The organism is Alistipes communis (genome assembly GCF_006542665.1).
GTDB lineage: Bacteria > Bacteroidota > Bacteroidia > Bacteroidales > Rikenellaceae > Alistipes > Alistipes communis.
The window spans coordinates 1949478-1972580 of the sequence record NZ_AP019735.1; the positions used below are offsets into that span (position 1 = coordinate 1949478).

The 23103-nt window shown below is 59.8% G+C and carries 23 protein-coding genes; 7 read left to right on the top strand and 16 right to left on the bottom strand.

Features of this window, described 5'->3' with window-relative positions; all coding sequences use genetic code 11:
* Window positions 1-59: 59 nt before the first annotated feature.
* The 5 genes from FMF02_RS08050 to FMF02_RS08065 form a co-directional block, all read right to left on the bottom strand.
* Window positions 60-1742, bottom strand: coding sequence for a leucine-rich repeat protein (locus FMF02_RS08050; RefSeq protein ID WP_141412761.1), 1683 nt, complete (start codon window positions 1740-1742; stop codon window positions 60-62).
* 19 nt (window positions 1743-1761) lie between these two features.
* Window positions 1762-1893 carry a hypothetical protein gene (locus FMF02_RS13955; RefSeq protein WP_262710092.1) on the bottom strand — a complete coding sequence of 44 codons (132 nt, stop codon included), beginning with the start codon at window positions 1891-1893 and terminating at the stop codon, window positions 1762-1764.
* A 758-nt stretch (window positions 1894-2651) separates the two neighbouring features.
* A complete protein-coding gene (locus tag FMF02_RS08055; protein ID WP_019130284.1) occupies window positions 2652-3395 on the bottom strand; it encodes a succinate dehydrogenase/fumarate reductase iron-sulfur subunit in 744 nt (247 codons plus the stop codon).
* 38 nt (window positions 3396-3433) lie between these two features.
* On the bottom strand, window positions 3434-5380 hold the full coding sequence (locus FMF02_RS08060; protein WP_019130283.1) for a fumarate reductase/succinate dehydrogenase flavoprotein subunit: 1947 nt from the start codon (window positions 5378-5380) through the stop codon (window positions 3434-3436).
* A 29-nt stretch (window positions 5381-5409) separates the two neighbouring features.
* On the bottom strand, window positions 5410-6114 hold the full coding sequence (locus FMF02_RS08065; RefSeq protein WP_141412762.1) for a succinate dehydrogenase cytochrome b subunit: 705 nt from the start codon (window positions 6112-6114) through the stop codon (window positions 5410-5412).
* A gap of 118 nt (window positions 6115-6232) precedes the next feature.
* On the opposite strand from FMF02_RS08065, the gene FMF02_RS08070 reads away from it, so the two are divergent.
* On the top strand, window positions 6233-6763 hold the full coding sequence (locus FMF02_RS08070) for a 5-formyltetrahydrofolate cyclo-ligase (RefSeq protein ID WP_141412763.1): 531 nt from the start codon (window positions 6233-6235) through the stop codon (window positions 6761-6763).
* Window positions 6764-7029: 266 nt separating this feature from the next.
* Here FMF02_RS08070 and gdhA read toward each other — a convergent pair whose 3' ends face one another.
* The 10 genes from gdhA to FMF02_RS08120 form a co-directional block, all read right to left on the bottom strand.
* A complete protein-coding gene (gene gdhA / locus FMF02_RS08075) occupies window positions 7030-8385 on the bottom strand; it encodes an NADP-specific glutamate dehydrogenase (RefSeq protein ID WP_141412765.1) in 1356 nt (451 codons plus the stop codon).
* A 205-nt stretch (window positions 8386-8590) separates the two neighbouring features.
* Complete coding sequence (locus FMF02_RS08080; RefSeq protein ID WP_019130279.1) at window positions 8591-9592, bottom strand: adenosine kinase; 1002 nt, start codon at window positions 9590-9592, stop codon at window positions 8591-8593.
* Window positions 9593-9627: 35 nt separating this feature from the next.
* Window positions 9628-10608, bottom strand: a complete 981-nt coding sequence (gene pfkA, locus FMF02_RS08085) for a 6-phosphofructokinase (protein ID WP_141412766.1) — start codon at window positions 10606-10608, stop codon at window positions 9628-9630.
* A gap of 144 nt (window positions 10609-10752) precedes the next feature.
* The gene (locus FMF02_RS08090) at window positions 10753-12012 is read right to left on the bottom strand and encodes a PspC domain-containing protein (protein ID WP_141412768.1); all 1260 of its coding nucleotides are present in this window, start codon (window positions 12010-12012) and stop codon (window positions 10753-10755) included.
* A gap of 5 nt (window positions 12013-12017) precedes the next feature.
* On the bottom strand, window positions 12018-12809 hold the full coding sequence (locus tag FMF02_RS08095; RefSeq protein WP_141412769.1) for a GIN domain-containing protein: 792 nt from the start codon (window positions 12807-12809) through the stop codon (window positions 12018-12020).
* A 6-nt stretch (window positions 12810-12815) separates the two neighbouring features.
* Window positions 12816-13724 carry a GIN domain-containing protein gene (locus tag FMF02_RS08100; RefSeq protein ID WP_141412770.1) on the bottom strand — a complete coding sequence of 303 codons (909 nt, stop codon included), beginning with the start codon at window positions 13722-13724 and terminating at the stop codon, window positions 12816-12818.
* Window positions 13725-13893: 169 nt separating this feature from the next.
* A complete protein-coding gene (locus FMF02_RS08105; protein WP_019130273.1) occupies window positions 13894-14241 on the bottom strand; it encodes a PadR family transcriptional regulator in 348 nt (115 codons plus the stop codon).
* An 18-nt stretch (window positions 14242-14259) separates the two neighbouring features.
* A complete protein-coding gene (locus tag FMF02_RS08110; RefSeq protein WP_141412772.1) occupies window positions 14260-14790 on the bottom strand; it encodes a PspC domain-containing protein in 531 nt (176 codons plus the stop codon).
* A 505-nt stretch (window positions 14791-15295) separates the two neighbouring features.
* A complete protein-coding gene (locus FMF02_RS08115; protein ID WP_141412773.1) occupies window positions 15296-17311 on the bottom strand; it encodes a TrkA-related ion transporter in 2016 nt (671 codons plus the stop codon).
* Window positions 17312-17329: 18 nt separating this feature from the next.
* A complete protein-coding gene (locus FMF02_RS08120; protein WP_019130270.1) occupies window positions 17330-17620 on the bottom strand; it encodes a RyR domain-containing protein in 291 nt (96 codons plus the stop codon).
* 226 nt (window positions 17621-17846) lie between these two features.
* On the opposite strand from FMF02_RS08120, the gene FMF02_RS08125 reads away from it, so the two are divergent.
* Window positions 17847-18110 carry a hypothetical protein gene (locus tag FMF02_RS08125; RefSeq protein WP_141412775.1) on the top strand — a complete coding sequence of 88 codons (264 nt, stop codon included), beginning with the start codon at window positions 17847-17849 and terminating at the stop codon, window positions 18108-18110.
* A gap of 21 nt (window positions 18111-18131) precedes the next feature.
* Here the strand turns inward: FMF02_RS08125 and thiL are convergent, their stop codons facing one another.
* On the bottom strand, window positions 18132-19169 hold the full coding sequence (gene thiL / locus FMF02_RS08130) for a thiamine-phosphate kinase (RefSeq protein ID WP_141412776.1): 1038 nt from the start codon (window positions 19167-19169) through the stop codon (window positions 18132-18134).
* A gap of 263 nt (window positions 19170-19432) precedes the next feature.
* On the opposite strand from thiL, the gene FMF02_RS08135 reads away from it, so the two are divergent.
* The 5 genes from FMF02_RS08135 (at window position 19433) to rplI (ending at window position 22744) form a co-directional block, all read left to right on the top strand.
* Window positions 19433-20008: an adenylate kinase gene (locus FMF02_RS08135; protein ID WP_141412777.1), complete on the top strand. Its 576-nt coding sequence runs from the start codon at window positions 19433-19435 to the stop codon at window positions 20006-20008.
* A gap of 106 nt (window positions 20009-20114) precedes the next feature.
* Window positions 20115-21569 carry a TlpA family protein disulfide reductase gene (locus tag FMF02_RS08140; protein WP_141412779.1) on the top strand — a complete coding sequence of 485 codons (1455 nt, stop codon included), beginning with the start codon at window positions 20115-20117 and terminating at the stop codon, window positions 21567-21569.
* A gap of 85 nt (window positions 21570-21654) precedes the next feature.
* The gene (gene rpsF / locus FMF02_RS08145) at window positions 21655-22002 is read left to right on the top strand and encodes a 30S ribosomal protein S6 (protein WP_019130265.1); all 348 of its coding nucleotides are present in this window, start codon (window positions 21655-21657) and stop codon (window positions 22000-22002) included.
* A gap of 2 nt (window positions 22003-22004) precedes the next feature.
* On the top strand, window positions 22005-22286 hold the full coding sequence (gene rpsR / locus FMF02_RS08150; RefSeq protein ID WP_141412780.1) for a 30S ribosomal protein S18: 282 nt from the start codon (window positions 22005-22007) through the stop codon (window positions 22284-22286).
* Window positions 22287-22303: 17 nt separating this feature from the next.
* Complete coding sequence (rplI, locus tag FMF02_RS08155; RefSeq protein WP_019130263.1) at window positions 22304-22744, top strand: 50S ribosomal protein L9; 441 nt, start codon at window positions 22304-22306, stop codon at window positions 22742-22744.
* Window positions 22745-23103 lie beyond the last annotated feature (359 nt).

Here is a 23103-nt window from a genome sequence, read left to right on the forward strand (position 1 = left end):
GGGCTTTTCTGGTGCGTGTTCGGGCGGGTTTCCCAGCCTTGCCGTGCACGACCTGCGCATTAAAGCGCAGCGGAACGCAGGAACCGTCCGTAGAACTGGTTCCACTCCGTGTTTTCCTGATACTGTTTCAATGCATCGGCCTGGACGTTGATAACCATCTCCGGGGAGGTCGTCGGGAACGAATCGCTGTATACGCTCGGCGGCATCATCGGTTTGCAGTTCACGGTGCGGAGTTCCGTGCAGCCGTAGAATGCGTGTACGCCGATTCTCGTCACGCCTGCGGGGATGGTGATCTCGGTCAGCTTCGAGCAGTCACGGAAGACGTTGTCGGAGATTTCGGTGATACTGTTCGGGATGTCGATCACGGAGAGACCCGCACAGCCGTCGAAAGCCCCTACGCCGATCGAGGCGGTCTTATCGCTGAGCGTGACCATGACCAGTGCCGTACAGTTCTCGAATGCCGTGTCGCCGATCGTCGCGACGCCGGACAGGTCGACCGATGTCAGCGCCGTGCAGTTCTTGAACGTACCGTCTTCGATGGCGGCGAGGGTGGGCGACAGGGTGATATCCTTCAACTGCGAGCATCCTGAGAAGGCCAGCGTCCCGATCGCGGAGACTTTTTCCAGATTTCCGATCTCGGTGAGTTCCGCGCAGTTCTTGAATGCGCCAGCGGCGATCTCTTCGATCGTTTCGGGAAGGTCGATCGTCTGCAAAGCGGTCGACTCGAATGCGTTGGCTCCCACTTTGGTGACTTCCACTCCCTTCTCGAAATAGATGCGGCCGGTTTTCGTCGTCTCGTCGTAGTCGCTGTCCAGGGCTGCGGGGACGAAGGTGTTGTCGCTGATGAAGATCTCCTTGTCGGCGGTGTAGGTGATGCCGGGTTCCATTTCCACGGTCTCCTCCGTGATGTCGATGTCGAAGACCTTGGTGATATTCAGTATTTTCGAAGCGGTGATGGTCGCTTCGTTGTGAGTCGTGTGGGTGAACCGATAGTTTTTGCCCTCCTTCGATCCGATGAATGTCAGCGTGAAACCCGAGGCGAACGTGCGGGGCGCCACGACGAAATAGAATGTCTTCGGGGTGTCGGTCAGCGGAATGGACTTCGATGCGGTCAGCGTGACGGATGCCGATCCTTCCGATTCATCGATCGTCAGTTCGCCCGTCTTCGCATCGATCGTTCCGGTGCCGGCGATCAACTCGTTGTCGGAGTTGCTCATCAACGTGATGCGCCGCAGGTCGATTTTGCCCGTGACGCGGACTTTCACCAATCCCGCGATGTTTTTCATCGGCGCTACGGTTTCGGCTCCTTCGGTGTGGCCCACGGCGGGATTCTGTTTATGGTCGAACGTGTTTTCGACCAGCGGCTGGGTCGCAGGGACGATGTTTCGTGCATGGATTTTACCTTCGGCGATCATCGCATCCATGATGTAGGGATACAGGATGTAGTAGGTGTCGGCCGGAATGGTCATGCCTTCGAGTTTGGCTCCGTGTCCTTCGTCGAGCAGCTCCTTGATGGTGAATTCGCTGCTGAATGACATGGAGGAGAATACGCTGAACGAGTCGTTCGCGTCCCATTCCACCCAGTTGTCGTCGCCGAGCGTCGAGCGTGTGCTCTGTGCGATCACGCCCAGCTCCGTGATCTTCTGGTCGGAGGGGGTGTCTGCGGTTTCGTCGGTTCGGGAACATGCCGCGACGCCGAGCACGAGGACGATCGCCATCATGCGGAAAATGATTTTTTTCATCTCTGTGTCGTTTTGTCGGTTAGAATTCGAAGTCTTCTTCCTCGAACTTCCCTTCCTGCGGGTCGTCGGTTACTTGGGATACTTGGAATCCTCCTTCCACGACGAAGGAGCACCACTCGATTCGTGGCGATTCGTAGGTCTGTTTTTTCATGGTGTTTTATGTTTTAAGTAAATAGGATAGTGCGAAATCCCGCACGGGGCGCATCGGGGGCGCCTCGCGACGGAGTCGGAAAACAGGGATTCGGAGGAGATGTCTACCGGATGGCGAGGGCAATTCCCCCCCCCTCACGAAGCGGATTACGCTTTCTGTGCGAAACGGGATATGTTGATCCGTGAGACAAAGTCGTAGACAATAATGATATTCGACGATGCAAAGATAGTGAATATATTTTCAACAACGGCCGTTTAAACGAAAATTTTTATGATTCAACCCCTTTGAATCATTTGATTTAACTGTTAATTGCGGGGGAGGCTGTTTCCGTGTCGTAATTCGGTTTCGCCGCGAGCGGGGCTGTCTTCGGCGGCCGGAAAGGGAATTTTCGAATACGTGCAGGATCATGTGTCTCCGGATTCTTCGATAGAAAGATACGATTTACGATTCGGACGAGGTAAATGCGATTCGGATTCTTCCGGAGCACGTTTGTCATGAATCGGGGGCTGATTCTCGGACTTGGCTGTCGGGAACTCGCGGTTCAGGCGGGCGACGGAAATCCCCTTTATCACCCGCGACAACAGGCGAGTGCAGACAGGGATGGCTGTCTGCCGAGCCGCCCGAGCGGACGTGCCGCCGCAGGGGGCACAAAGGGGATTCAGGGGATTGTCGGTCGTGCGCTGCGGCGCATATCGCCTGCGGTAAAACAGTTCGGCCCCGAAAACCTTCGGGGCCGAACTTGTCGTACAGCAAAATCCTTAGTCCTCGAACTTCGCTGACAGGAACTCGCGGTTCAGGCGGGCGATATGCGCGATGGAGATCGCCTTGGGGCATTCGGCCTGGCAGGCACCCGTATTGGTGCAGTTGCCGAAGCCCAGCTCGTCCATCTTGGCGACCATTGCTTTCGCGCGGCGTGCGCCTTCGACGCGGCCCTGCGGCAGTTTGGCCAGCGACGACACGCGGGCTGCGACGAACAACATCGCCGATCCGTTCTTGCAGGTGGCGGCGCAGGCTCCGCAACCCACGCAGGCGGCGGCGTCCATCGACTCGTCGGCGTCGGCCTTCGGAATCGGAATGGCGTTGCCGTCGGGCACCGAGTTGGTGCGTACCGAGATGAAGCCTCCCGCTTGCAGAATCTGGTCGTAGGCCGAGCGGTTCACCACCAGGTCTTTGATGACGGGGAATGCTGCCGAACGCCACGGTTCGATGGTGATCGTGCTTCCGTCCTTGAACTTGCGCATGTAGAGCTGGCAGGTCGTCACGGCCTGCTCCGGCCCGTGTGCGTGGCCGTTGATGTGGAGCGAGCACATGCCGCAGATACCTTCGCGGCAGTCGTGGTCGAATGCCACCGGCTCCTCGCCCGCATGGACGAGGTTGTTGTTCAGGATATCCAGCATTTCGAGGAACGAGGTGTCGGGCGAGATGTTCTCGACACGGTAGGTTTTGAAAGCGCCCTTCGATTTAGCGTCCTTTTGACGCCATATCTTTAATGAAAAATTCATAATGCAATCTTGATCTTAAAGTTTAACGTCAAATGGATTTAGTCCTTGTAGTTGCGCTTTGCGAGGTGTACGAACTCGAAATTGAGCGGCTCCTTCGTCAGTTCGGGAACCTCGTTCTCGCCTTTGTACTCCCATACGGCGGCGTATACGAAGTGTTCGTCGTCACGGTCGGCCTCGCCTTCGGGCGTCTGGTGCTCGACACGGAAGTGACCGCCGCACGACTCCTCGCGGTTCAGCGCGTCGCGCGCCATCAGTTCGCCCAGTTCGAGGAAATCGGCCAGACGCAGAGCCTTTTCCAATTCGACGTTGAAGTCGTCGGCCCTGCCCACGACCTTCACGTCCTTCCAGAACTCCTTGCGCAACGCCTGAATCTCGACGATCGCCTTTTCGAGCGACTCCTTGGTGCGGGCCATACCGACGTTCTCCCACATGATGTGGCCCAGCTTCTTGTGGATATCGTCCACCGACTGCTTGCCGTTGATCGACAACAGCTTCTCGATTTTGGCGCGTACGCCCTTCTCGGCCTCGTCGAAGGCGGGCGTGTCGGTCTTCACCTTCGGGGCCTGGATCTTGTGCGACAGGTAGTCGCCGATGGTGTAGGGCAGCACGAAGTAACCGTCGGCAAGACCCTGCATCAGCGCCGAAGCACCCAGACGGTTGGCTCCGTGATCCGAGAAGTTGGCCTCGCCGATGGCGTAGAGGCCGGGAATGGTGGTCATCAGGTTGTAGTCGACCCAGATGCCGCCCATGGTGTAGTGTACGGCGGGGAAGATCTGCATCGGCTGCTCGTAGGGGCTCACGTCGGTGATCTCCTTGTACATGTCGAAGAGGTTGCCGTAACGCTGCTTGATGATCTCCTTGCCCAGACGCTCGATAGCGGTCTTGAAGTCGAGGAAGACGGCCAGACCGGTCTCGTTCACGCCGAAGCCTGCGTCGCAGCGCTCCTTGGCTGCACGCGACGCCACGTCGCGCGGCACGAGGTTGCCGAAGGCCGGATAGCGGCGCTCCAGATAGTAGTCGCGATCCTCCTCGGCGATGTCCGACGGCTGCTTGGCGCCGCTGCGGATCGCCTTCACGTCCTCGATCTTCTTCGGTACCCAGATGCGGCCGTCGTTACGCAACGATTCGGACATCAGCGTCAGCTTCGACTGCTGCGTGCCGTGTACGGGGATGCAGGTGGGGTGGATCTGCGTGAAGCAGGGGTTGGCGAAGCCGGCGCCCTTGCGGTAGCACTGGAAGGCGGCCGAACCGTTCGACGCCATGGCGTTGGTCGAGAGGAAGAAGACGTTGCCGTAACCTCCCGACGCCAGTACAACGGCGTGTGCTCCGAAACGTTCCAGTTTGCCTGTCACGAGGTTGCGGGCGATGATGCCGCGCGCCTCGCCGTCCTCGATGACGATGTCGAGCATCTCGTGGCGCGGATAACTCTTCACCGAACCTGCCGCGATCTCCTTGTTCAGTGCGGCGTAGGCACCCAAAAGGAGCTGCTGACCCGTCTGGCCGCGGGCATAGAAGGTACGCGATACCTGCGCGCCGCCGAACGAACGGTTGGCCAGCAGGCCGCCGTACTCGCGTGCGAAGGGCACTCCCTGGGCCACGCACTGGTCGATGATGAGGTTCGAAACCTCGGCCAGACGATAGACGTTGGCCTCGCGGGCGCGGTAGTCGCCGCCCTTGATCGTATCGTAGAAGAGACGGTATACCGAGTCGTTGTCGTTTTGGTAGTTCTTCGCGGCGTTGATACCTCCCTGCGCGGCGATCGAGTGGGCGCGGCGGGGCGAATCCTGGATGCAGAAGACCTTGACGTTATAGCCCAACTCACCGAGCGAAGCGGCTGCGGACGCGCCGCCCAGGCCGGTACCGATGACGATGATGTCAAGTTTGCGTTTGTTGGCAGGGCTTACGACTTTGATGGCCGCCTTGTGGTTGCTCCATTTCTGAGCGAGTTCGCCGGCGGGAATTTTGGAATCTAATTTGAAAGCCATATCGGGTGTTTTTTTAATTTATATAAAGGTTAACATACACCGGCCGAACAAGGGCAGATGCTCTGCACGAAATAGACCACGACGACTGCTGCGAAGCCGAGGAATACGATCGAGGCGACGACGGTGGCCAGCCCTTTGAGGCGCGGGTACCACGTGTCGTTGGCCCAGCCCACCGACTGGAACATCGACCATACGCCGTGCGTGAGGTGGAACCACAGGGCAGCGAACCACAGCAGGTAGATCACCACGTAATACCACTGCGAGAAGGTGTATTGGATCAGCGCGGCGCCGTCGGCAGGATGGAACCCCAGCGAGTTCTCGTGCCCGCCCATGATCTCCACGAGCTGCATCTTGGCCCAGAAGTTGAAGAGGTGCAGTGCCAGACCGGCCAGAATGATCCAGCCCAGTACGAGCATGTTCTTCGAAGCCCAGTCCACGCCCGGCTCGGTGACGGTCACCTCGTAACGCTGCTTGCCGCGCGCCTGGTAGTTGTTGTAGGTGAGCCACAGGGCGTAGGCGAAATGGATCAGCACGCCGGCGGCCAGCACCACCGTACCGGCCAGCGCATACCAGTTGGCGCCCAGAAATGCGCAGATCGTGTTGTAGCCTTCGGGCGAGATGATGGCCACGAGGTTCATGGACATGTGGAAGAGGATGAACAGTACGAGGAAGCATCCCGTCAGGCTCATCACCAATTTCTTGCCAAGAGATGAATTGGTCAGAAAACAGCTCATAATGTTTGAATTTTGTTTATTTTTGTTAAGGATTTCTTACAAGTGCCACAAAGATAGGTATTGTTTGTGTAATAACAATGCGAAACGGGTGGAAATTGTCGGATAAAATACCTGAAACATGGTAAAAAAAGAGATACGGGAAAGGATGCGGCGGCTCAACCGCGCATTGGACTCGCAGCAGCGTCTGAGGGCGTCGGCGGCGATCTTTTCGGCGGTCGAACGACTGCCCGAGTTCCGTGCGGCGCGGACCGTCGCCGTTTTTGCCGCACTGCCCGACGAACCGGCTACCGACGAGGTGCTGGCGCGCTGGGCCTCGACGCGGCGCGTGGTGCTGCCTCGTGTCGAGGACGACGCGATGCGGTTCTATGCCTGCCGCCCCGACGCGCTGGTCTTCGGGGCTTTCGGCATTTTGGAGCCGCAGGGCGAGCGGCCGTGTCCGGCCGGCGAGATCGATCTGGTGGTCTGTCCGGGCGTGGCTTTCACGGCCGACGGCCGGAGGTTGGGGCGCGGACGGGGCTATTATGACCGCTATCTCGGGGATCCCGCTTTCAGGGGATTCCGCGTAGGCGTCTGCTATGCGCACCAGCTGGTAGACGACCTGCCCGTCGAACCGCACGACGTGCGGATGGATCGGGTGATAACGGGGTGAGGATCGGGTGGAACTCCGGTCTTCGGCCGATGAAAACGATCGGGTTGTCCGGGATTTTGCTCCTGGATTCGATCTCCGGCCGACCGGCAACTTCGCTGCGGTCCGTGCGGTAGCGTATCGGTCTCCGACGGCGAACCGTCGCGACGGTTCGCGGATAAGCGTAAATAAGGGAGCCGCCGCTGAACTCGGTCAGCGGCGGCTCCCTTTTTCGCTTCCGTGTCGTAGGCCGGATCAATCGTACCGGCACGACGGGAGAATGCTCCCTTTTAGCAGCACCCCTGCGCCAGCATGGCGTTGGCGACCTTCATGAAGCCGCCGATGTTGGCACCCTTCACGTAGTTGACGTAGCCGTCGGGCTCGGTACCGTATTTCACGCATACCTCGTGGATGTTCTGCATGATGGCGCGGAGTTTGGCGTCGACCTCTTCGGGCGACCAGTGCAGACGCATCGAGTTCTGGCTCATTTCCAGTCCCGACGTGGCTACACCGCCGGCGTTGGCCGCCTTGCCCGGCGCGTAGAGGAGTTTGTGCTCCTGGAAAACCTTGATCGCCTCGGGCGTCGAGGGCATGTTGGCGCCTTCGGCCACGCAGATGCAGCCGTTCTTCACGAGTGCGGCGGCCTCGTCGCCGTTCAACTCGTTCTGCGTGGCGCACGGCATGGCGATGTCGCATTTCACGCCCCACGGACGCTGGCCTGCGTAGTAGGTCGCTTCGGGATAGCGGTCGGCGTACTCCTTGATACGCCCGCGGAAGACGTTTTTCAGCTCCATGACGTATTCCTGCTTTTCGGGCGTGATGCCCGTGGGGTCGTAGACGTAGCCCGACGAATCGGAGAGCGTCACGACCTTGGCGCCGAGCTGGGTGGCCTTCTGGGCGGCGTACTGCGCTACGTTGCCCGAGCCGGAGATGCAGACCGTCTTGCCTTCGAACGAGAGGCCGCGCGTCGCGAGCATCTCCTGCGCGAAGTAGCATGTTCCGTATCCCGTCGCTTCGGGGCGCATCGCCGAGCCGCCCCAGCCGATACCCTTGCCGGTGAAAGTACCGGTGAATTCGTCGCGCAGACGTTTGTACTGCCCGAACATGAAGCCGATTTCGCGGCCGCCCACGCCGATGTCGCCCGCCGGAACGTCGGTGTCCTGTCCGATGTGGCGCGCCAGCTCGGTGACGAACGACTGGCAGAAACGCATCACCTCGTTGTCGGATTTACCCTTGGGATTGAAGTCCGAACCGCCCTTGCCGCCGCCCATCGGCAGCGTCGTGAGGCTGTTCTTGAAGGTCTGCTCGAAGGCGAGGAATTTCAGGATCGAGAGGTTCACCGAAGGGTGGAACCGAATACCTCCTTTATAGGGACCGATAGCGCTGTTCATCTGTACGCGGTAGCCGCGGTTGATCTCGATCTCGCCCTTGTCGTTGAGCCAGGGCACGCGGAAGATGATGACGCGCTCGGGTTCGGCGATGCGTTCGAGCACCTTCATCTTGCTCAGGACGGGGTTCATGACGATGTACTCCGCCAGCGATTCGGCAACCTCCTTCACCGCCTGATGAAATTCGGGTTCACCGGCGTTTTTGGCAACGATTCCGGCCATGAATTCGTCGACAAATTTTTGTGCTTCTTTCTCCATAATTAAGAGGTGTTTTTGAGTGAAGGCCCGATGAATTCGGCATCGAACCGACTGGATTGCTTGTCGTATGTCGCGAAGCCCGATGCCGAATTCACCGCACTCCGCGTTCCGGGTGCTACGGGACCCGTTCCGAATGGGGAGGGACCCTCCTAACCTAAACCTGTAACCGTATAAAAAAGGCAGCGGTCGTACGCTGCCGAATGTGCTAAAAGAGATAGCGTTCGTTGCGCACCTTCTTCACGAGCCGGAAGATGTCCTCCCACGCCTCCTCGCCGAAGGTCGTGCCGACCACCTCGATGACTTTGCCCGCCGTGATCGCGCCGATGGTGCCGCACTGCCGAAGCGAGAGTCCGGCGCACATGCCGTAGAGGAACCCCGCGGCGTAGAAGTCGCCTGCGCCCGTCGTGTCGACGCGCCTGGCGGCGGCCATGATGCCGACGTGCACCACTTCGCTGCGGTGTTTGATCAGCGCGCCGCGGATGCCGATCTTGACGATCGCCAGTTCGCAAAGCTGCGAAATGGCCTGCAAGGCGTTGATCGGTTCGTTCTCGCCCGTGAAGGCGATCGCTTCGTCCTCGTTGGCGAAGACGATGTCCACGTATTTTTCGACCAGGGCGCGCAGGAAATCGAGGTTCTCCTTGACGATGTTGAAACTCGCCAGGTCGATCGCCACCTGCAATCCGCGTTCTTTGGCCGTCCGGGCCGTGTGCTCGATCAGTTCGTGGTTCTGCACCAGGTACCCCTCGATGTAGACGCAGTCGAATCCTTCGAAGATGTCGGCGCGGACGTCGGCCGCCGTCAGTTCGAGCGCGGCGCCCAGATGCGTGATCATCGTGCGTTCGCCGTCGGGCGAGATCAGCGCCACGCACTTGCCCGACCGCTCGCTGCCGCGGAAGATGAAGGGCTTCACACCGAGGTTCGCGAGCGCCTGCTCGAAGAAGTCGCCCGTCGTATCGGGACCTACCTTGCCGATGAATCCCGTCCCGCAGCCCAGACGCGCCATGGCACGGATCGTGTTGCCGGCCGAGCCGCCCAGTGAGAGCGAATAGGGCAGTCCAGCGACCGATTTCGATATTTCGGTCTGCAACTTACTGTCCACCAACGACATGGATCCTTTTTCGAGCAAGTATTTTCTCAGTACGGAGTCCGACTCCAAATTGACCAGCATGTCCGTCAGGGCGTTGCCGATGCCGATTACGCGTTTCATCCGATCGTTCTCTTCGTTTGGGTTCTGCGGGGAGCTTACATGGAAAGTATCTTCACGAGATTCACGTAATCCCGATTGATCGATTTGTTGTGACGCACCGCACGCGAGAAGGGCACGTAGACCAGTTCGTTGTTCTGGATGCCGATCATCACGTTGCGCTGCCCCTCCATGATCGCCTGAATGGCCATGGCTCCCATGCGCGAGGCCAGGATGCGATCCTGTGCCGAGGGCGATCCGCCGCGCTGGATATGTCCCAGGATCGTGACGCGCGCGTCGTACTGCGGGAACTCTTTTTTCACGCGCTCGGCCAGCCCCATGGCGCCCCCCGTGCGGGGATTTTCGGCCACGATGACGATCGCCGAGTTCTTGCTCTTGCGGAAACCCTGGCTGATGAGTTCGGCCAGCTGGTCGACCTCCGTGTCCATTTCGGGGATGATGGCCGCTTCGGAACCGGTGGCGATCGCACCGTTGAGGGCCAGGTATCCGGCCGTGTGTCCCATTACCTCGACGAAGAAGAGCCGTTCGTGGCTCGACGCCGTATCGCGCAGTTTGTCGACGGCCTCCATGATCGTGTTGAGCGCCGTGTCGTAACCGATCGTGGCGTCCGTACCGCCCAGGTCGTTATCGATCGTACCGGGCAGCCCCACGATGGGAATGTCGTGCTCCTGCGCGAAGATATTGGCGCCCGACAGCGAGCCGTCGCCGCCGATGACCACCAGTGCGTCGATACCGGCGGCTTTCAGGTTTTCATAGGCCTGCTGACGCCCCTCGACCGATTTGAACTCCTCGCAGCGAGCCGTTTTGAGGATCGTTCCGCCCAACTGGATGATGTTGCTTACGGACGAGGAGTGGAAATCGACGATTTCGTTCGTCACCAGACCGCGGTAACCGCGCAGAATTCCCTTGACCGTAAATCCGTTGTAGATGGCCGTGCGGGTAACGGCGCGGATGGCGGCGTTCATGCCTGGGGCGTCGCCGCCGGAGGTCAGGATACCGATGCATTTGATGGCTGCCATAGCGAAAGGAGTATTATCACTTCGGGACAAAGTTAGTAAAATAATTTATGAATACCGCTCTTTTTTACAGCTTTTTTTATGCCGAAACGGGAAGCCGTCCGGTGCGGCCTCCCGTTTCGCGGCGACGGGTCGTTCCGGCCGTCGTCATTCGTAGCTCTCGTCGTCGAAATCGATGTCGACGCTGTGTTCCGTCACGCGGATGTCGACCTTCTGTTTCTTGGGTCCCTTGATCGTGATCCGGTGTGCGGAATCGCTTGCCGGAGCGGTCTGCGGGGCGGGTTCGGTCGCAATGACGGATACGGTGTCGGCGGCCACCCACTCCTGCATACGGTCGATTTCCCTGTCGCGGAGTTCGTCGCGCGCCTCGTCGAAGAGTTCGTGCAGGCGGTGCCGCTGTTCGCCGCCGTACTCCCGCAGGATCAGTCCGCCGGTAGCGACGATCGTCAGGATCCAGAGCAGGAAGACGATCAGCGTGGCGCGCCCGCTGGGTTTGCGCGAGGCGATCAGGCAGAAGAGGATGTAGATAAGCAGGAGCAGCGGGATGAGCACCGTCAGCAGACCCATGACGCCCATGGCCGTGGTCGTCATCGTCCAGCCTGCGATCGATAGCGTTCCGCTGCCGCCCGGATCGCCGAAGATCAGGGCGAAGAGTACGATGAGCAGGATGCAGGCGGCGAAGGTCAGACCGAAGATGAAGAATCCGATGAAGATCTTGATGACGATGAGCGCCAGTTGTCCGAGGGCGTAGATCACGCGGGCGACGATCGATTTCACGTCGCTGTTCGTCTCGCTGTCCCGAACGGTTTTTTCGCGGATCGAGCGCACGGTGATCGGCTCGCCCTCCATTTCGAGCTTCTGCCGCGCGGAGCGTGCGGCCGGCACGGCGAACCACATGATGAAGTAGCCCAGTACGAAGACGCCGAACAGGTTGGAGAAGAAGGTCGAGAGGGTGCCGGAGAAGGGCAGTACCTCGACGAGGATCAACAACAGCAGCGGTGCGAAGAGCGTCAGGCGCACCCATGTGGGGTCGACGTCGAAGTAACGCCCCAGCCCGGCGCACACCCCGCCCAGGCGGGCGTTCTCGGTGTCGCGGTAGAGACGGCGCGGGATGCGCGGCTGCTTTTTGGCTGCGTCGGTTTCGCTTTCGGACGAGATGTCCTCGGCCGTTCCCATTTGCGAGATGATCTGTCGCAGGAGCGGGGTCTCCACCACGCGCGAGTTCTCCTGCTGCGAGAGGATCAGTTCGGCGATGCGCGCCTCGATGTCGGCGACGATTTCGTCGCCGTCGGCCGTCTCGGCGTAGGTCGCTTTGAGACTGTCGAGGTAGCGGCTCAGAAGGGCGTAGGCATCGGCGTCGAGCGTGAAGGCGATGCCCGAAATACTGCATTTTTTGACCTCTTTCATGGCGGTTATCGTTTATGGGTGACGGATCCTGTCAGGTTCTTTTTGAAACCGACGAGCCGGCAGTCGCCCCAGTAGGAGACGCTTCCGCCCGACGAAGCGGCGGCTTCGAGCGTCTCGGAGCAGGTGATGCGCACCGAAGCGCCCGACGAAGCGCGCGCTTCGGTGCGCCGGGTCAGCAGATTGCGGGCCTTGCAGGTGGCTCCCGACATGGCGTTGATTTTGCACTCCTCGGCCACTCCCTTGACATTTATTTCGGCTCCGCTGTGCGCTTCGATCGCGCACCGGCCTACGGCCAGATTGGCCTTGATTTCGGAGCCGCTGGTGGCCGAGAGGGTGCAGCCGTCGCCCTCGCAGGCGATCTCGGCATGTGCGCCGCTGGTTGTGCGGACGTTGAGCGTCGGGGTGTTTACGACGGTTCGGCAGGTGACCCGACCGCCGCTGGTGGCCGTCAGGCTTTGCAGTACCTCAGGTTTGGGTATGCTGATGCGGACGTCGCAGTCGCGGATGTTGTCGATTTCGGGATCGATCGTCAGCAGCAGGACGCCCTGTTTGTCGATCGTCGTGACGACATAGCCGATGATCTTTTCGTCGGCTTCGACGACGAGTTTTTCCGAATCGCTTTCGACGATCGTCGCCGCGACGCCGCGGGCGACTTTCAGCCCCGTGTAGCGCCCTGCCTCGCGCGTTTCGGTGCGCATGACACCCGACCCCTTGATCGTGCGGGCGCGTGCGGCGGTCTGCGCCGGTACGAGACCGAGCAGGATGAAAAGTGTAGAAAATAGAACGATGCGTTTCATATGCGGTTAACGTTTGAGTGCGGAGTATTTTCCGACCGTGGTGTCCCACTGTTCCGATTTCAGTCCCGTAGCGTCGATGCGGGAGGTTCCTCCGGCGACGATGCGGCAGGCGCGGGTCGTTCCGGCGAGCGTCATGCCGGCGCCTCCGCTGCTCTCGGCATGGAGCGAGGTCGCGTCGAGCGACACTTGCGTGGCGGAAGTACCGCTGCTCTCGATCCGGCACTCCGTGCATTTGACTCGGGTCGTGATGCGGGCGGCGCCGCTGCTTTCGATCGAAGCGTCGTCGCAAAGGAGTTCTCCGTTGCAGACGAGGCGGCTCGTGCCGGAGGCTCGGAGTTCGATGGCGCGACCTGTCGCCGTGCTTTTCAGTTTGATTTCGGAACCACCGGTGGCCGAGATGCGTTCGAGGGTGCCCGTCATCGCCTCGACGGCGATGTGCGCGGTGCCGCTGGTCTCGATCGCGGCGTCATTGGTTTGCAGCGGGTGTTCGGCCGTGATTTTGGCGGCTCCGCCGGCTTTTAGTCCGGTAATTCCGGCCAGCGGTGTTTCGAGCGAAAATGCAGCGATGCCTTTGGCGTCGAGTCGTGTGATGCCGGCGGCCGGAACGTAGACGGTCAATTCGGCGTTTTGCACCGTGGCGTCTGCCAGTCCGATGCGGAGCGTCCCCTCGGCGACCGAGGTCTGCACGTGGACGAGGAGGTTGTCGTCGGTCTTGACGGTCACGCGGCCTGCGGGGTAGTCGCCGACGAGGACGTGGGCGATGCTGCCCGCTTCGACGGCGTGGAACGATCCGACGTCGCGGGTCTCGGTGACGATTCTGCCGCTGCCTTTGAGGGTTTTGTTGCGTGCAGCGGTGGCCGGAAGGGCGATTGCACAGGCGGCTGCCGCGGCGAGGAGAAGGAGTGCCTTTTTCATGGTGTAATAGGTTTGTGTCGGTTTCGGATGCTTCGCGTGTGATTTCGGAGCGATTCGACGCCTCCGGTAGTCATGTCCCGTCGCCCGCCGTCGGAGACGGCACCCTCCGTCGTGCGGAGTGCGGCGACTGCGTGAAGCCGGAGTGTCTTTTTTTCGTTCGGAGATCGGTTTATCGGTTTTCGGCCGGTTTGCCGCCGTGACGGATCACGTCGATCTGCTGTACCATCTCGATCCACGCTTGATCGAGCGTGCGGAGTGCTTCGCGGCCTTTCTCGGTCAGCGTGTAATATTTGCGGGGAGGCCCCTGAGGAGATTCTTCCCAGCGGTAGGTAAGCAGACCTGCGTTTTTCTGGCGGGTGAGGATCGGATAGAGCGTGCCTTCGACCACGATCATCTCGGCCGCTTTCAGCTCGGCGATGATCCGCGGGGCGTAGGAGTCGCCGCGCGAGAGGATCGCGAGGATGCAGTATTCGAGAATGCCTTTCCGCATCTGGGCTTTTACGTTGTCTTCTGCCATGGCGTTATCGTTTTGGGATTATTTACGGGTGTTGATGCTTTGCGGCTCTTCGGGAACGACCAGCCAGAGAATGATGTAGATCCAGATCGAGAGGCCCCCGAAGAGGATCAGGAAGAGTGTCAGCAGCCGGATCACCAGCGGATCGACGCGGAGGTAGTCGGCCAGTCCGCCGCAGATGCCGGCAATGGCGCGGTCGCTGCGCGAACGGTAGAGTTTGCGCGGAGCGGGCTCCGGCTCTCCGATCTGCTCTCCGATCTGCTCCCCCGTGCAGCCGCCCGTGCGGTCGGAGGGGCATTCGCCGAAGTCGTCGGGCTGCCCGAGTTGTTCCATGGCGTACTGTACCGACGCGAGCGACACGACCATCATCGGCGACGAAAGCCGTTCACGGAAAATGTCGGCGATACGCGCTTCGACATCCTCCATCGTGTTGTTGTCCTCCTGCGGCAGTCGCCGGCGGATGTCGTCCAGATAGCGGCGAAGCACGGCGTAGGCGTCGTCGTCGAGCGTGAAGGCCTGCGAGGCGATGTTGACGTTTACAGTCTCTTTCATAACGGTACTGTTTTGAGGGGGTATCTAAAAAACTTTAATTACTCTGTCGTTGCAAATATAATACGATTATTTATACTTTGCAATACAAAGTACTGAATTTTTATTGAAATATCGATTTTTTCCGCTTACCTCCCCGCTTACGATGCGCGTCGACGAACTGCCGGCGACCGGAACGGTACAGTACAGTATTAGGTCTCGGAGGGGATACGTTCCCTCCGCACGGTGTGCGGGTTTCCTGCCGGCAGCGTCGGTCGGGAATCGGATTCGGAGGTACGATTGCGGATAGGTATGCGATTTTTCCGGTGGAGGGCGCCGCCTTTTCCGGCCGCAACCGGCGGGACTATCATCCGGCCTTACGGACGAGATGGCGGATAATCGGTATTGCCGGATACGTGACCGGATCGGCGTCGATCCGTTGTCCGAGTGGGGCTGCCGCAGCGGCCGGAACGCAAAAGCCCCGGAACGTGCCGCACGGACGTTTCGGGGCTTGCACCGGAGGAGCGGATCACTGTTCCACGCGGTAGAGGAAGCGGGTCAGGATGCGGTCGTTTTCTTTGGTTTCTTCGGGAATCTCCCCATAAGGGGCGATATTGATATGGATGAAATACTTTTTTTTCAACATTTCGTTATATTCGTCGTCGGCGTTCGCCCGCTCCCGTTCGGCTGTGGTGGCCGGACGGTAACCCATCAGCAGCCGCTCCACGTTCCAGCGGTTGTGTTCCACACGGGCCGCCGTCTCCACCTCCTGCCCGTCCAGCGGATGCGGACGGCAGGGATCGATACCCAGCGAGCGGAGTTTGGCGGGGATGGCGTTGGCGGCGTAGATGTTCGACCATTGGAACGCCAGCGATTGATCGTTCCAGTATTGGTCGATCTTATCGTCTGGCCAATCGGCAATTTCGAATCCGGCTGCGAAAGTTTTGAAGTCGAACTTTTCATTGAGTTCGTCCGCTGCTTTTTTCGCTGCTTTTTTTGCATCGGTGAAATGGTTGTAGACGTAGTTGATGCGTTTGGCCTTGCGGATGCGCTGTTTGAGTGTGGCGTCGTAGCTTTCGCACATCATGCCGAACGGATATACGCTTCGGTAACGGGACGAACGGCGGGCGATTTCGAGAATGGTGGCCGTCTCCTTCTGATAGACGAAGATCGGAACTTGCCGGTCGTAGAGTGGTTGCGGCAGGTAGAGCGCGGCGGCGACGTTCTCCGGTGCGGAGTTGCCGCAGATCGCCAGCGTGGGGAGCGCCTTTTCGTCGGCCGTCCAGTCTTTGAGCAGTTTGCGCACGTGGGGCGATTCGATGCCTCCTGCGACGAATTCCCACTCCACGTCCAGAAAATCCTCCTGCGGGGTGTGGACGTTGGTCGTTTCGCTGCCGGCCGCGTCGAATTTGCGCAGCGTATGGTGCGACAACCGGAAAAGCGGTTCGTAACGGCCTTTGAGAAAGTTCATCTCCCGTTCCGCATCGGGGTCGATGAAGGTGATGCGCGTGCGGATCCCCTGTGTGACGAAGTTGGGGTAGTGGGCGATGTGGGCCGCCGTGACGCCCATCGCCACGCCCATGCGGCTCATGCCCACGACGATCAGGTGGACGTAGCGGTCGCTTTGCGCCCGGATGCCGTCGCGGTCGAGCGGCGGATAGAGAATATCCCGTCCGTTGCAGTTGCAGCAGCCCGACACCAGCACGCGCTGCGCCCAGTTCTCGTGGAAATTGGTCGCCGAGAAGTGGATGCGGCTCTTCATCCGCTCGGCCTCTTCGAAATCGGCCAGTTGGAAGACCTGGAACGAACTCTGGTATTCGAACGACAGGTGGCAGGGCAGCGGATCGCGGCGGTGCGCTGCGCCGAGAATCGCCGAAATCTGAACCAGCGCGTTGATGCTTACCGAGTCGTGTTCCAGTTCGCCGTCGTCGCTCAGCACGAAGACGCGGTCGGCGCGGTGGATGTGGATCTTCTCCAATTCTTCGCGCGAGTCGCGCTGGCCGTGGAGGATGATGAGGCGGCGCTCCTCGGCGGGCGAAAGTTCGGCGTGCAGCTTCCGGCGCAGAGCCTCCGCATCGCTCTGCGTGAGCAACACGATGTCGCGGCGGCGGTTCTCCGGCTCGGCGTGCAGTTCGCGGATCAGTCCTGCGGCCGTGTCGTTGGCTCCCAGCAGGACGATATGCCCGTCGAAGCGGTAGCGGATTTCGCCTTGTCTGAAACGGGCGATGCGTCCCGTGAGTATGTTCGAGACGACCGAGATCAGTCCTCCGGTGAAGAAGATCGCGCCGAGGAAGGTGAGCGCCAGCAGCGGCAGGCGTTCATAACCCAGCGGATCGCCATCCTGCAACACGAACGAACCGGGATCGAGCAGCAGTTCGAGGATGCGCATGTCGTGTAGCTCGGCTGTGCAATAGCTTTTGATCCAGAGCGAGAAGCCCAACACGAGGGCCAGAATGCCGAAGAGCCAGGTGATCTGTTTCCAGCTGGCGCCCGAAAAGGAGCGGTCGAAGCCGAGTTTCAGGGTTTTCCACAAGCGTCGGATCATGATGCGGCGGTTTTTCGGTTAGCGTTTGCGGATTTCGAATCCGAGGTGTTCGATCAGTTTCAGCGTTTCGAGCGCCGTCTGGCGGTCGTAGGTGCGTTCCTCTTCGGGTAGCTCCTCGTAGGGGATCAGGCAGGGGTGTTCCTTGCGGGCGTCGTTGCGTTCGGGTCCGAAACGCCAGCCCTGGGCGATGCGGGTAGCCGCCCATACCTCGTGGACGTTGCGCGCGAGCGCTTCGGTGAGGGGTGCCAGCGCGGCGGGCAGTTCGATGCGGCTGACGTCGATCGGCTGCGGAATATAAGGTTGTTTCATGTTCGTCTCTTTTTCGGTGGCATTCCTGCGCGCGCTCCTGCCGGTCGGTGCGGCGGCCGTCGGGAAGGCGGACTTGCGAAGCGGCGGGAATGCGTGTTGTCCGAACAAAAATAGTGATTTTTTCGAACCGCACGATTTATTTCTGCCAAAAGTTGGCACTCCGGTTGGAATATTGAATGGAAAAGGGGAAATTCATCCGCTTACCATTACGAACATATTAGGTGTGATGTTGATTTACGATTTTACGCGGCTCGAACCCGGCGGACTCTACCTCTTTTTTCCGGCGGCCGCTCCTTCGGGCGGATTGTGGGGGATTTTCGAGCGGCACGACCGGCGGGGCGGAGTGCTGCTGGCCGTTTGTTCGAGCGATCTCCGAGGCTTCGAACTGTGGTCGCCGCTGCCCTCGGGATATACTTCGTGCCGTCCTCCCTCGCAGGAGGAGCTGGGTCTCTTTACGCGGGGGCTGAATCTGCGGTTCTCCTGCGACTGAACGGAGCGCAGGGGCCTGCGGTCAGATTTCCTCTTTGAATCCCTGGGCTTTGAGGCGGATGTCGCTGCCGTCGGGCGTTACCAGATAGCACTCCGTGCCCGGCTGGGTGATATGTCCGATCACGTCGACCAGGCCCAGCCGCATCACCTGCTCCTGCATGGAGAGCGGCACGGTGAAGAGCAGCTCGTGATCCTGCCCTCCGTTGAGGGCTGCCACCACGGGGTCGGTGTGCATCTCCTCGGCCAACTGATGCGTCTGCCGGGCGATCGGGATCCGTTCCAGGTAGATGCGCGCGCCGCAGTCCGAAGCCTTGCAGAGCTGCATCAGGTCGCTGGCCAGCCCGTCCGAGAGGTCGATCATCGCCGTGGGGCGGAGTTTCTCTTCGGCCAGCGCGGCGATCACGTCGCGGCGGGCGCGGGGTTTCAGGTATTTTTCGAGCAGGTATTCGTGGCCGGCGAACTGCGGTTCGGGATTTTCGACGTCGTGCAGGACGCGCTTCTCGCGTTCGAGCAGCTGGAGACCCATATAGGCGGCGCCCAGATTTCCCGTGATGCAGATCAGATCGTTGGGTTTGGCTCCGTTGCGGTAGACGATGTCACTGCGTCTGGCACGGCCTATGGCCGTGACGTTGACGGTCAGCCCCGTCACCGAAGCGGTCGTATCGCCTCCCGCCAGGTCGATGTTCAGCTCCTCGCAAGCCAGGCGGACACCCTCGTAGAACTCCTGCAACGCCTCGACCGAGAATTTCGACGACACGCCGAGCGACAGCAACAGTTGTTCGGGCAGGGCGTTCATCGCCAGGATGTCGCTCGCGCCGACGGTGACGGTCTTGTAGCCCAGATGTTTGAGCGGGAAGTAGGTGAGGTCGAAGTCGATCCCTTCCATCAGCAGGTCGGTCGAGACGAGCGTCGCCTCGCTGCGCGAAGCGGCGATCACGGCCGCGTCGTCGCCTACGCCCCGCAGGGTCGTCCGGTTGCGGGGGGCGAATGCGCCGGTGAGTTTGTCGATAAGGCCGAATTCCCCCAATTCGGCGATCTGCGTCCGTTTGTTCTGTTCCATGCCTCCGATCGAATTTTGCACAAAAGTAGCGAAAACTTTGCCGTTTCGCAACTTCGCTCTCCGCATTCCGTCCGCCGCAGCCGCTCGGCGGTCATCCCACGGGAGGATTGAACGTCCGTACAACGGCCCTGCCGCCGCTTTTCCGAAGGAAAAGGTCGCCGGCGCACCGTCCGGCGGGGCGGAGATATTATAATTTTTAAAGAACTTTGCCGTTTTCGGGAAAATAGATTATTTTTGCCGTTGTGAAAAAACTAACACAAACTATGCTGAACATCGTATTATTTGGGGCGCCGGGCTGCGGCAAGGGGACGCAGGCGTCGCGTCTGAGGGAACATTACGGAATCAACCACGTCTCGACGGGCGAGGTGATCCGCGCCGAGATCGCGCGCGGAACCGAGCTGGGCCGCAGCATGGAGGAGTATATCAAGACGGGCCGTCTGGCGCCCGATGCCGTCGTCATCGGGATGATCGCCAACTACGTGGCCGAGCACCGCGATGCGGCGGGCAATATCTTCGACGGCTTTCCCCGCACGACGATTCAGGCCGAGGAGTTCGACAAGATTCTCGGCGGGTACGGGCTGGGCGTGACGCTCATGGTCGACATGCATGTCCCCGAAGAGGAGCTGGTGCGCCGCATCCTGCTGCGCGGCAAGGATTCGGGCCGTGCCGACGATGCGTCGGAGGATGTCATCCGCAACCGCATCAAGGTCTATCGCGAGCAGACCGAAGTGGTCGGTGCCTACTACGCCAGGCAGAACAAATATTTCGAGGTCGACGGCGTCGGCTCGATGGACGAGGTCTTCGACCGGATCTGTCGGGTGGTGGATGCGCACAGATGATTTTTTCGAAGGAAGAACCGTATGAAAGTCCGGAAACTTGTTTTTCGGACTTTTTTCATTATTTTTACCACACCAACCGCCGGTGTTCCGGCCTGAAACTTTGCCTATGAAACCGATTCCGATCTGCCGCGTTCTCGCGGCATTGCTGCTGTTGCCGCTTTTTGCCTGCGGGCCGGACGGCGTCGTCCCGCGGCGTACGGTCATCGCGGGACGTGTGGTCGATCTCGCCGGGGGAGCTTCCGGGGCGGTGCTGTTCAATACCGAAGATCCCTTCGCGTTGAAAAGCCGTATGGCAGCCCGTGTCTCGCCCGAAGCGAATGATTTCCATTTCGTATTCCGAACGGCCTATACGACCGGAATGACCGGCGTATACGGCGATTTCTTCGATCTGATCGTCTCCCCCGGCGACTCGGTCTATGTGACCATCGACGCGGGGCGGATGCGTGCCGGTGATCCCGATGCGATCCGTTTTTCGGGCGACCATGCACGGACCAACAATGCGCTTGCGTCGGTCGCCGGCCTGAAAAGAAGGCTGTGCGAGCAGGCTCCCGCCGTCGAGGGCGATCCGCAGGAGTATCTGGCGAGCTACCGGCGTTACCGGCAGGCCGTCGCCGATTCGCTCTCCGCGCGCCGGCTTCCGGCCGAGGTGCGCGAGGCGGTGGCCCGTGACATCGATATGGTGCAGATATGGAACCACGACCTCGATCCGGCGGCATGGCGGGCGATCTTCACCGATCCGATGTTCGACATCTTCGATCTGGAACGCAATATGGTCTCTGTCATCAACTATTCGGCCGGCATCAGCTATTATCTCGGTGCGATTTGTCCCGACGAGATCGAGGCCGTTCGGTCGGGCGCAGCGCCGGCCGAAGCGTTGGCGGCCGTTGCGGCCCGGCTCGATGCCGACCCGCAGATCGGCCGGGGACTGCGCGATTACCTGCTTTACGGTTGTATGGAAGGCATGCGTGCGAACGGTGCGGTGCCGGCCGAACGGATGGCCGGATTGTTCCTCGATCCGGCCTATGCGGCGCGGGTGCGCGAACGGGCGGCGGAACGTCCTGCTTTCAGCACTGTCCCGCTTTCCGGCGTGCTGCGGTGCGATGCGGCGGGACGGATCGATACGCTGCCCGACTGCGAGCTGCTCTCGACGTTGGCGGCCCGTCATCCGGGGAAGGCGCTCTACGTCGATTTCTGTTCGACATGGTGCGGTCCTTGCCGCAGCGAGTTGAAAACGGCGATGCCGATCCTGCGCGAACATTACGCCGGCTCGGACGAGGTCCGTTTCGTCACGCTATGCCTCCAATCGCGTCGCAAGGCATGGATCGAATTTCTGGATGAATTCGGTCTGACGGGGCTGGGCGAGAACTATTTCCTGCCCGATGCGGCTTCTTCGCTGACGCTGGCCGAATACGACCTGTCCGGTTTTCCGACCTATATGCTCATTGCGCCCGACGGACGGCTCGCGACGTGCGATGCACCGCGTCCCTCGCAGTTCGAAGCGGCGACGGAGGCGATCGACGCCCTGCTGGCCGGAAAAGGGGTGCGCAGCGGCGAAAAGTGAAAATAATCCGTTGCGGAGTATTGATAATTCGCGGGAAATCGCTATCTTTGCCCCGCTATTTGGCAATTAATTAATTTTTAGCATTATGAACAATTACGAAACCGTTTTCATTGTCACGCCGGTTCTCTCCGAGGCTCAGGTTCAGGAGGTGGCTGACAAATTCCAAGGTGTCATCACCGAGAACGGCGGTCAGCTCGTGAATGTGGAGAAGTGGGGGCTCAAAAAGCTCGCTTACCCGATTCAGAACAAGACCACCGGTTTCTACTTCCTCGTGGAGTTCACGGGCGAGGGTTCTCTGATCAACACGTTGGAGACCCAGTATCGCCGCGACGAACGTGTGATCCGCTTTTTGACGTTCAAGCAGGACAAGTACGCTGTCGAGTATTCGGAGAAGCGTCGTGCAAAACTTTCTAACAAAACGCAGGAGGAGTAACCATGGCACAGGAGAACAAAGCACAGGCATCGGAGATCCGTTACCTCAATCCGGTATCGGTCGACGTGAAGAAGAAGAAGTACTGCCGTTTCAAGAAACTCGGCATCAAGTACGTGGATTATAAGGACGGCGAGTTCCTGAAGAAGTTCCTCAACGAGCAGGGCAAGATCCTTCCCCGCCGCCTGACGGGTACTTCGCAGAAGTTCCAGAAGAAGGTCGCACAGGCCGTTAAGCGTGCGCGTCACCTCGCCATTCTGCCGTTCGTAACCGATTGTATGAAATAATCAAGGAGGAGCAAGACATGGAAGTGATTCTTTTGAAAGATATGGAGAAGCTGGGCTACGCCAACGACATCGTGAACGTGAAGCCCGGTTACGCGAACAACTACTTGATTCCTCAGGGTTATGCCAAGGCCGCGACCGCTTCGGCGAAGAAGGTGCTGGCCGAAAACCTGAAACAGCGTGCCCACAAGGACGCCAAGATTCTGGCCGACGCACAGGCACTGGCCGAGAAGATCGCCAACCTGCCGCTCACCATTGCGATGAAGGCCGAGGAGGGCAAGATCTTCGGTTCGGTGACCGCAGCCGATCTGGCCGAGGCGCTGGCAGCCAAAGGCGTCGAGTTGGATCGCAAGACGATTACGGTCGAGGCGATCAAGAACGTCGGCGAGTACGAGGCTTCGGCCAAGTTGCACCGCGAGGTGAAGGCCACGATCAAGTTCACGGTCGTAGCAGAGGAGTAAACGTCGAGTTTTCTCTTCGTTTTCTCGCCTCGGCAAAGTTCGCGCAAGCAGCGACTTTGCGCTCAGCTTAACGAAAACGTTGTAATGTATTGATAGTGGTTCCGGGATTCAGCTTCTGCTGAATCCCGGAATCTTTTTGCGGTGGGTTCGTCGGAGGTTGCAGCGGGTTGTCAGGTTTTCGTCGCAACCGTGTCGGTTTGCATTATCTCGGACGGCCTCTTGTCTGTTTTGGATATTGGGGATTCCAGAGAGATATGGTCGTGATTTCTTCAATCAGCGTCTCAGGTAGCGGCGATATGAGTTGTTGCCGGCATAGCTATCCGGCTGCATCGGAGCAGGTTGCGGCATGTTCTAACGAG

Excerpts from the sequence above, each read along its gene's own strand:
- FMF02_RS08140 (WP_141412779.1), top strand. The coding sequence starts at position 20,115 with ATGAAACCGATTCCGATCTGCCGCGTTCTCGCGGCATTGCTGCTGTTG.
- FMF02_RS08080 (WP_019130279.1), bottom strand. The coding sequence starts at position 9,592 with ATGAAACGCGTAATCGGCATCGGCAACGCCCTGACGGACATGCTGGTC.
- FMF02_RS08065 (WP_141412762.1), bottom strand. The coding sequence starts at position 6,114 with ATGAGCTGTTTTCTGACCAATTCATCTCTTGGCAAGAAATTGGTGATG.
- FMF02_RS08050 (WP_141412761.1), bottom strand. The coding sequence starts at position 1,742 with ATGAAAAAAATCATTTTCCGCATGATGGCGATCGTCCTCGTGCTCGGC.
- FMF02_RS08090 (WP_141412768.1), bottom strand. The coding sequence starts at position 12,012 with ATGAAAGAGGTCAAAAAATGCAGTATTTCGGGCATCGCCTTCACGCTC.
- gdhA (WP_141412765.1), bottom strand. The coding sequence starts at position 8,385 with ATGGAGAAAGAAGCACAAAAATTTGTCGACGAATTCATGGCCGGAATC.
- pfkA (WP_141412766.1), bottom strand. The coding sequence starts at position 10,608 with ATGGCAGCCATCAAATGCATCGGTATCCTGACCTCCGGCGGCGACGCC.
- FMF02_RS13955 (WP_262710092.1), bottom strand. The coding sequence starts at position 1,893 with ATGAAAAAACAGACCTACGAATCGCCACGAATCGAGTGGTGCTCCTTC.
- rpsR (WP_141412780.1), top strand. The coding sequence starts at position 22,005 with ATGGCACAGGAGAACAAAGCACAGGCATCGGAGATCCGTTACCTCAAT.
- FMF02_RS08095 (WP_141412769.1), bottom strand. The coding sequence starts at position 12,809 with ATGAAACGCATCGTTCTATTTTCTACACTTTTCATCCTGCTCGGTCTC.
- FMF02_RS08110 (WP_141412772.1), bottom strand. The coding sequence starts at position 14,790 with ATGAAAGAGACTGTAAACGTCAACATCGCCTCGCAGGCCTTCACGCTC.
- FMF02_RS08120 (WP_019130270.1), bottom strand. The coding sequence starts at position 17,620 with ATGAAACAACCTTATATTCCGCAGCCGATCGACGTCAGCCGCATCGAA.
- FMF02_RS08055 (WP_019130284.1), bottom strand. The coding sequence starts at position 3,395 with ATGAATTTTTCATTAAAGATATGGCGTCAAAAGGACGCTAAATCGAAG.
- FMF02_RS08135 (WP_141412777.1), top strand. The coding sequence starts at position 19,433 with ATGCTGAACATCGTATTATTTGGGGCGCCGGGCTGCGGCAAGGGGACG.
- FMF02_RS08115 (WP_141412773.1), bottom strand. The coding sequence starts at position 17,311 with ATGATCCGACGCTTGTGGAAAACCCTGAAACTCGGCTTCGACCGCTCC.
- FMF02_RS08060 (WP_019130283.1), bottom strand. The coding sequence starts at position 5,380 with ATGGCTTTCAAATTAGATTCCAAAATTCCCGCCGGCGAACTCGCTCAG.
- FMF02_RS08100 (WP_141412770.1), bottom strand. The coding sequence starts at position 13,724 with ATGAAAAAGGCACTCCTTCTCCTCGCCGCGGCAGCCGCCTGTGCAATC.
- FMF02_RS08070 (WP_141412763.1), top strand. The coding sequence starts at position 6,233 with ATGGTAAAAAAAGAGATACGGGAAAGGATGCGGCGGCTCAACCGCGCA.
- rpsF (WP_019130265.1), top strand. The coding sequence starts at position 21,655 with ATGAACAATTACGAAACCGTTTTCATTGTCACGCCGGTTCTCTCCGAG.
- FMF02_RS08125 (WP_141412775.1), top strand. The coding sequence starts at position 17,847 with ATGTTGATTTACGATTTTACGCGGCTCGAACCCGGCGGACTCTACCTC.
- FMF02_RS08105 (WP_019130273.1), bottom strand. The coding sequence starts at position 14,241 with ATGGCAGAAGACAACGTAAAAGCCCAGATGCGGAAAGGCATTCTCGAA.
- thiL (WP_141412776.1), bottom strand. The coding sequence starts at position 19,169 with ATGGAACAGAACAAACGGACGCAGATCGCCGAATTGGGGGAATTCGGC.
- rplI (WP_019130263.1), top strand. The coding sequence starts at position 22,304 with ATGGAAGTGATTCTTTTGAAAGATATGGAGAAGCTGGGCTACGCCAAC.